The 5,371-nt window shown below is 63.5% G+C and carries 6 protein-coding genes; 5 read left to right on the top strand and 1 reads right to left on the bottom strand.

Annotated elements, in window-relative coordinates; genetic code table 11:
- The 3 genes from VIE67_RS10560 to VIE67_RS10550 form a co-directional block, all read left to right on the top strand.
- A partial coding sequence (locus VIE67_RS10560; protein ID WP_332025965.1) for a DUF72 domain-containing protein occupies window positions 1-622 on the top strand: 622 nt, incomplete at its 5' end.
- 301 nt (window positions 623-923) lie between these two features.
- On the top strand, window positions 924-1,283 hold the full coding sequence (locus VIE67_RS10555) for a DUF1428 domain-containing protein (protein ID WP_332025963.1): 360 nt from the start codon (window positions 924-926) through the stop codon (window positions 1,281-1,283).
- 157 nt (window positions 1,284-1,440) lie between these two features.
- Complete coding sequence (locus VIE67_RS10550) at window positions 1,441-2,799, top strand: MATE family efflux transporter (protein WP_332025961.1); 1,359 nt, start codon at window positions 1,441-1,443, stop codon at window positions 2,797-2,799.
- A 16-nt stretch (window positions 2,800-2,815) separates the two neighbouring features.
- Here VIE67_RS10550 and VIE67_RS10545 read toward each other — a convergent pair whose 3' ends face one another.
- Window positions 2,816-3,505, bottom strand: coding sequence for a GNAT family N-acetyltransferase (locus VIE67_RS10545; RefSeq protein WP_332025959.1), 690 nt, complete (start codon window positions 3,503-3,505; stop codon window positions 2,816-2,818).
- A 136-nt stretch (window positions 3,506-3,641) separates the two neighbouring features.
- Between VIE67_RS10545 and VIE67_RS10540 the strand changes: the two genes are divergently transcribed.
- Entirely contained in the window at window positions 3,642-4,754 is a 1,113-nt protein-coding gene (locus tag VIE67_RS10540; RefSeq protein ID WP_414707342.1) for a DUF1615 domain-containing protein, read from the top strand.
- 90 nt (window positions 4,755-4,844) lie between these two features.
- A complete protein-coding gene (locus tag VIE67_RS10535) occupies window positions 4,845-5,288 on the top strand; it encodes a hypothetical protein (RefSeq protein WP_332025955.1) in 444 nt (147 codons plus the stop codon).
- Window positions 5,289-5,371 lie beyond the last annotated feature (83 nt).

Raw genomic sequence — 5,371 nt, 5'->3', positions numbered from 1 at the left:
AACGCCCGAGGGTTTCGTCTTCTCGCTCAAGGCGCCGCGCTACACCACCGATCGCAAGACGCTCGCCGATGCCGGCAAGACCATCGACGATTTCGTGTTCGGCGGCCTTGCCGAACTCGGCGACCGCCTCGGTCCGATTCTCTGGCAATTGCCGCCGTACAAGGCGTTCGAGCGCAGCGATCTGGCCGCGTTCCTCGACCAGCTGCCGCGCGATCTCGATGGCTATCCGCTGCGTCATGTTCTCGAAGTGCGCCACGCCAGCTTCATGTGCGCCGAGTACCTGGAACTGGTGCGCAAGTATCGCGTGCCGACCGTGTTCACCGAATCGCCGAAATATCCCTCGTTCGCCGACATCACCGGCGATTTCGTCTATGCACGCCTGATGCGCAGCGAAGCGGCGATCGAAACCGGCTACCCCATGAACGAGCTCGACGCCTGGGCGCAGCGCGCCCGCGCGTGGTCCGCCGGCGCAGACCCGGGCGACCTGCCCCGTGTCCAGCCAAGCGCAGGAAACGAGGGGAAAAATACGCAACCGCGCGATGTATACATTTACTTCATCAGCAGCGCGAAGGAACGCAACCCGGCGGCGGCGACGGCGCTGATCGAGCGCATCGCAAGCTAGTGCGCCGTTCCGCGAATAATTCTGCATGCGACGTTCAGCTTTACTCCCTTCTCCCGCTGGCGGGAGAAGGTGCCGAAGGCGGATGAGGGGTGGTGCCACGGAAGGCGCTCACCGCTCCTATGTTGCGCCGCCCTCACCCGGCACACTACGTGCGCCGACCTCTCCCGCCAGCGGGAGAGGTGTGCCAATGATGGCAAGTCACGAAAGAAACGCGGCACCAGCTGCGCGGCCAACGCGGTCGCATGGAACTATCACCCGTTGGCAGCATCGAAATAAGGCCAGTCACACACGAGGAGGACTTATGAGCTATGTAGATGGGATTGTCATACCGGTGCCAAAGAAAAACCTCGCCGCTTATCGCCGCATGGCGAAGACGTCGGGCAAGGTTTGGCGCGAACACGGCGCGCTGGAATACACCGAATGCGTCGCCGACGATGTAAAACCGGGCAAGGTGACTTCGTTTCCCCAAGCGGTAAAACTGAAACCCGATGAGCTCGTAGTGTTCGCGTGGATTGTCTACAAATCGCGTGCACAGCGCGATCGCACGATGAAGAAGGTGATGGCCGATCCGCGCCTCGCGTCGATGATGAATCCCAAATCGTTGCCCTTCGATGGCAGGCGGATGTTCTGGGGTGGGTTCAAGGAGATGGTCAAAGTCTGATCGCGACGCCAGGCACACGACGCGCGCGACCGCGCGCGTCGTTGCCGGCTGCTGATTGAGCGGCCTGACAACTGTCATCCGCGATACCTGCAATTCAGGGATAACCAATGCGCTTGCCGCATGCTAATTTGTGCGCCTCTCCCTGCCGGAGCGCGCCATGCAGGACCTGACCCAGGGCTCGATCTCCAAGCACATCATCCAGATGGCTGTGCCGATCGCGGTCGGCATGTTGTTCCAGACGCTGTACCTGCTGATCGATCTGTACTTCGTCGCGCGCATCGGCGACGCGGCCATCGCCGGCGTCGGCGCAGCCGGCAACCTGACCTTCGTCGTGATGGCGTTGACCCAGGTGCTCGGCGTCGGCACGGTCGCGCTGATCGCGCAGGCGGTCGGGCGCAAGGATCACGACGACGCGAATCTGGTCTTCAATCAGAGCCTGTTGATCGCCACGCTGTGTGCGGCGCTGACCATCGTCGCCGGTTACTTCTGCATCGGCCCGTACATGCGCACGCTCGGTGCCGACGTGGCAACGCAGATGGCCGGCATCGATTACCTCAACTGGTATCTGCCCGGTCTCGCGTTGCAGTTCGCGATCGTGGCGATGGGCTCGGCGCTGCGCGGCACCGGCATCGTCAAGCCGACGATGATGGTGCAGATGCTGACCGTCGTGCTCAACGCGATCCTCGCACCGGTGCTGATCGCCGGTTGGGGCACGGGCCACCCGCTCGGCGTCGCCGGTGCCGGCCTCGCCTCGACGATCGCGATCGCTGTCGGCGTCGTGCTGCTGGTCTTGTACTTTGTGAAATTGGAAAAATTCGTCGGCTTCGAGCGCCAACAATGGGCGCCGCGCCTGGAGACCTGGACCCGCATCCTGCGCATCGGCCTGCCGGCCGGCGGCGAGTTCGCGCTGATGTTCGTCTACATGGCGGTGATCTATGTGCTCATCCGCGATTTCGGCGCCGTGGCGCAAGCCGGCTTCGGTGTCGGCGGCCGCGTCATGCAGGCGATCTTCCTGCCGGCGATGGCGATCGCGTTCGCGACCTCGCCCGTCGCCGCGCAAAACATGGGCGCGGGATTGTTCGACCGTGTGCGCAGCACCTTCCGCGTCGCGATCGGCATCGGCAGCGCGCTTATGCTGGTGCTCACCTTGATCTGCCAGATCAAACCGGAATGGTTCATGCGCTGGTTCACCCAGGACGCGGCCGTGATCGCCGTCGCTGCGGAATTCCTCGGCTACATTTCGTGGAATTTCGTCGCGCAGGGCATCGTGTTCACCTGCTCCGGCATGTTTCAGGCGCTTGGCAACACCTTGCCTTCATTGCTCAGCAGCGGCACGCGCCTGCTGACCTTCATCTTGCCGGCGATCTGGGCATCGCGGCAGCCGGGATTCCAGCTGCATCACGTGTGGATCGCATCGATGGTCAGCGTCGCGCTGCAGGCGGTGTTCAGCCTCCTGCTGCTGCGTGGGCAGTTGCAGCGGCGCTTGCAGCTCAAAGTCGCGGCGGTTCCAGCCTGACGGCGGTGAGTGGATATCAGCTTTCGCCACGGGCGACGCGTTTCACCCCAAGCAAGGGAATATCGGTGCGAAACCGGTAACCCATGCGCTCGTACAAGGATTTCGCGCGCGTGTTTGCATGGCTCACATGCAGGAACGGCGAGCGTCCACTATCGAGGATGTCATTGGTCAGCGTGGCGGTCAGGCGCTGGGCATAACCGCGGCCGGTGTAGTCGGGATGCGTGCAGATCGCACTGATTTCCTGATAACGGCCGAAGCGCATGCGCTCACCCGCCATCGCCGCGAGTGTGTTGCCATCGTAGATACCGAAGTAGCGGCCCATCTCGATCGTGCGCGGACGGAAATAGTGCGGATACACGAGCGCGGTCAACGCGAGCATGTCGGCGACGTGCGCGCGCGACAATTCAATGATTGACGGACCATCGTTGACCGCCAGGCGTGAGTCGCAGGTCATCTGCGCGATAAAAACCAGCGGCTCGACACTCCAGATCGGCGGCAACGGCGGCGCAGGTCCGACGAACAGGACCGTTTCGTCGACCTCGACCAGACTCGTCAATTGCGCAGCCGCGCGTGTGTTCGGCTCGTCGACCGCGACGAAGGGCGCAGCGTCCGCCGGATAACGCGCCGCGTTCGCGGTCTTGCGCGCCAATCCAGCGTGATGACTGGTCAACGATTCCCAGACCGGATTGTCGAGCGGATGATTCATCGCCAGAGCGATTCTACGTCGCGATGAGTGGACCGGCCACACCGTCGAGCCGCTGGCGCCGAACCCGCCCTCGAAAGTGCACAAACATGCTGCGGTTTCCATGCGCCGCAAACTCCTTTACGCTGCGCCGATGACGATGAACTCCACGCGCGGCTCCGCGAGCCTGCTATGGACAGCCGCGATGCTGCTGATGCTCGCCGGCTGCACCGCGCCGGGCGTGCACGGGCCGGTGCGCCGCCCGGCCGAGGTGCGCGCCGAAATCGTACGCTTGATACCGGCGTCGGTTGCGGACCGCCAAGGTTGGGCCACAGACATCGAGGCCGCGTTCTCCGCACAGAAATTCGACGCGAACAACAGCAACCTCTGCGCTGTGCTTGCCGTGGCCGAACAGGAATCCGGGTTCCAGGTCGATCCGGTCGTGGCAGGCTTGCCGAAAATCGCGCACGACGAAATCTTCCGCCGCTCCGAGGCGATGCACGTACCGGATTTCGTCGTCAATGCAGCGCTGGGCGTCAGCTCGTCCAACGGCAGGACCTACGAAGAGCGCATCGCCCATGTGCGCACCGAAAAGGACATGAGCTACATTTTCGAGGACTTCATCGGCATGGTGCCGCTCGGTCAGCGTTTGTTCGGACAGCTGAACCCGGTGCGCACAATCGGCCCGATGCAAGTCGGCATCGCATTTGCCGAAGCGAACGCCAAGGATTATCCGTATCCGATCCGGGATTCGATCCGCCACGAGCTGTTCACGCGCCGCGGCGGCGTCTATTTCGGCACGCTGCACCTGCTCGGCTACCCCGCAAACTATGCGGAACCGCTGTACCGCTTCGCCGACTACAACGCCGGCCGCTATGCCAGCCGCAACGCCGCCTTCCAGAGCGCGGTCAGCGGTGCGTCAGGAATTGCATTCGCGCACGACGGCAGCTTGCTCAAACCCGATGCCGCCTTCGACGAGCCCGGCGCGACCGAGCGCGCGCTGCGATCGCTCGACAAACTCTTGAACATCGACGATCGCGCCATTCGCGAAGGGCTCGCACAGGGCCGTAGCGCCGAGTTCGAGCGCTCCGACCTTTACCAGCACGTGTTCCTCCTCGCCGACAGGATCCAGCACCAGCACATGCCGCGCGCCTTGCTGCCCGCGATCACGCTCGAAGGCCCGAAGATCTCGCGCAACCTCACCACGGCCTGGTATGCGCAGCGTGTCGACCAGCGCTACAAGCGCTGCGTGCGCCAGGCCGCCGGCAACTAATTCGCTCCTGCTACGCTGTTGAAAGGCGCTGCGCCGAACCCATCCTCATATCTGGTTTCCACGCGCCACAAACTCCTTTACCCTTTCGCCATGAATACAGACCACAAAAGCTCGGCACGACCTCTGATCAAGGCTGTTGCGCTGCTGCAACTAAAGCTGCTCCTGGGCGCCGCGCGCGACCTGTTGCTCAGTCCGATCACGCTCGCCGCCGCCGCGCTCGATCTGCTGTTCCTGAAGTCGCACGAGCCACGCTTCTTCCGTGCCACGCTGCGGATGGGCGAACACACGGAGGACTGGATCGACCTTTGGTCGCACGGGCGCGACACCGACGCGCCACCGCGGGAGAACTTCGAGGCTCTGCTCGCCCGTGTCGAGGAAGTCGTGCGCGATCCGCAAACCGGCGCGCGTCGCGCACGCGTGCTCAAGCGCTGGGCGGAACGCCAGGTCGCACGCGCAAAGCAGCGCGCAGCCGAAGAAGTGTCGACACGCGTGAAGTCGATTGCCGAACGCAAGAGCACGGGCGACGGCAAGTAGCGGTGATAGCGTGACCGAGATCGAATTCCCGCTCGACCGCGACCATGTCGAACTTCACCACCTGCTCAAGCTGACCGGTGTCT

This window comes from Rudaea sp., from assembly GCF_036560865.1.
Lineage (GTDB): Bacteria > Pseudomonadota > Gammaproteobacteria > Xanthomonadales > Rhodanobacteraceae > Rudaea.
The sequence above is the reverse complement of the archived record's forward strand: the minus strand, read 5'-3'. Positions and strand labels throughout refer to the sequence as shown.

What these genes read in the sequence shown, in the direction of transcription:
- VIE67_RS10555 (WP_332025963.1), top strand. Translation starts at nt 924, where the DNA reads ATGAGCTATGTAGATGGGATTGTCATACCGGTGCCAAAGAAAAACCTC.
- VIE67_RS10550 (WP_332025961.1), top strand. Translation starts at nt 1,441, where the DNA reads ATGCAGGACCTGACCCAGGGCTCGATCTCCAAGCACATCATCCAGATG.
- VIE67_RS10545 (WP_332025959.1), bottom strand. Translation starts at nt 3,505, where the DNA reads ATGAATCATCCGCTCGACAATCCGGTCTGGGAATCGTTGACCAGTCAT.
- VIE67_RS10540 (WP_414707342.1), top strand. Translation starts at nt 3,642, where the DNA reads ATGAACTCCACGCGCGGCTCCGCGAGCCTGCTATGGACAGCCGCGATG.
- VIE67_RS10535 (WP_332025955.1), top strand. Translation starts at nt 4,845, where the DNA reads ATGAATACAGACCACAAAAGCTCGGCACGACCTCTGATCAAGGCTGTT.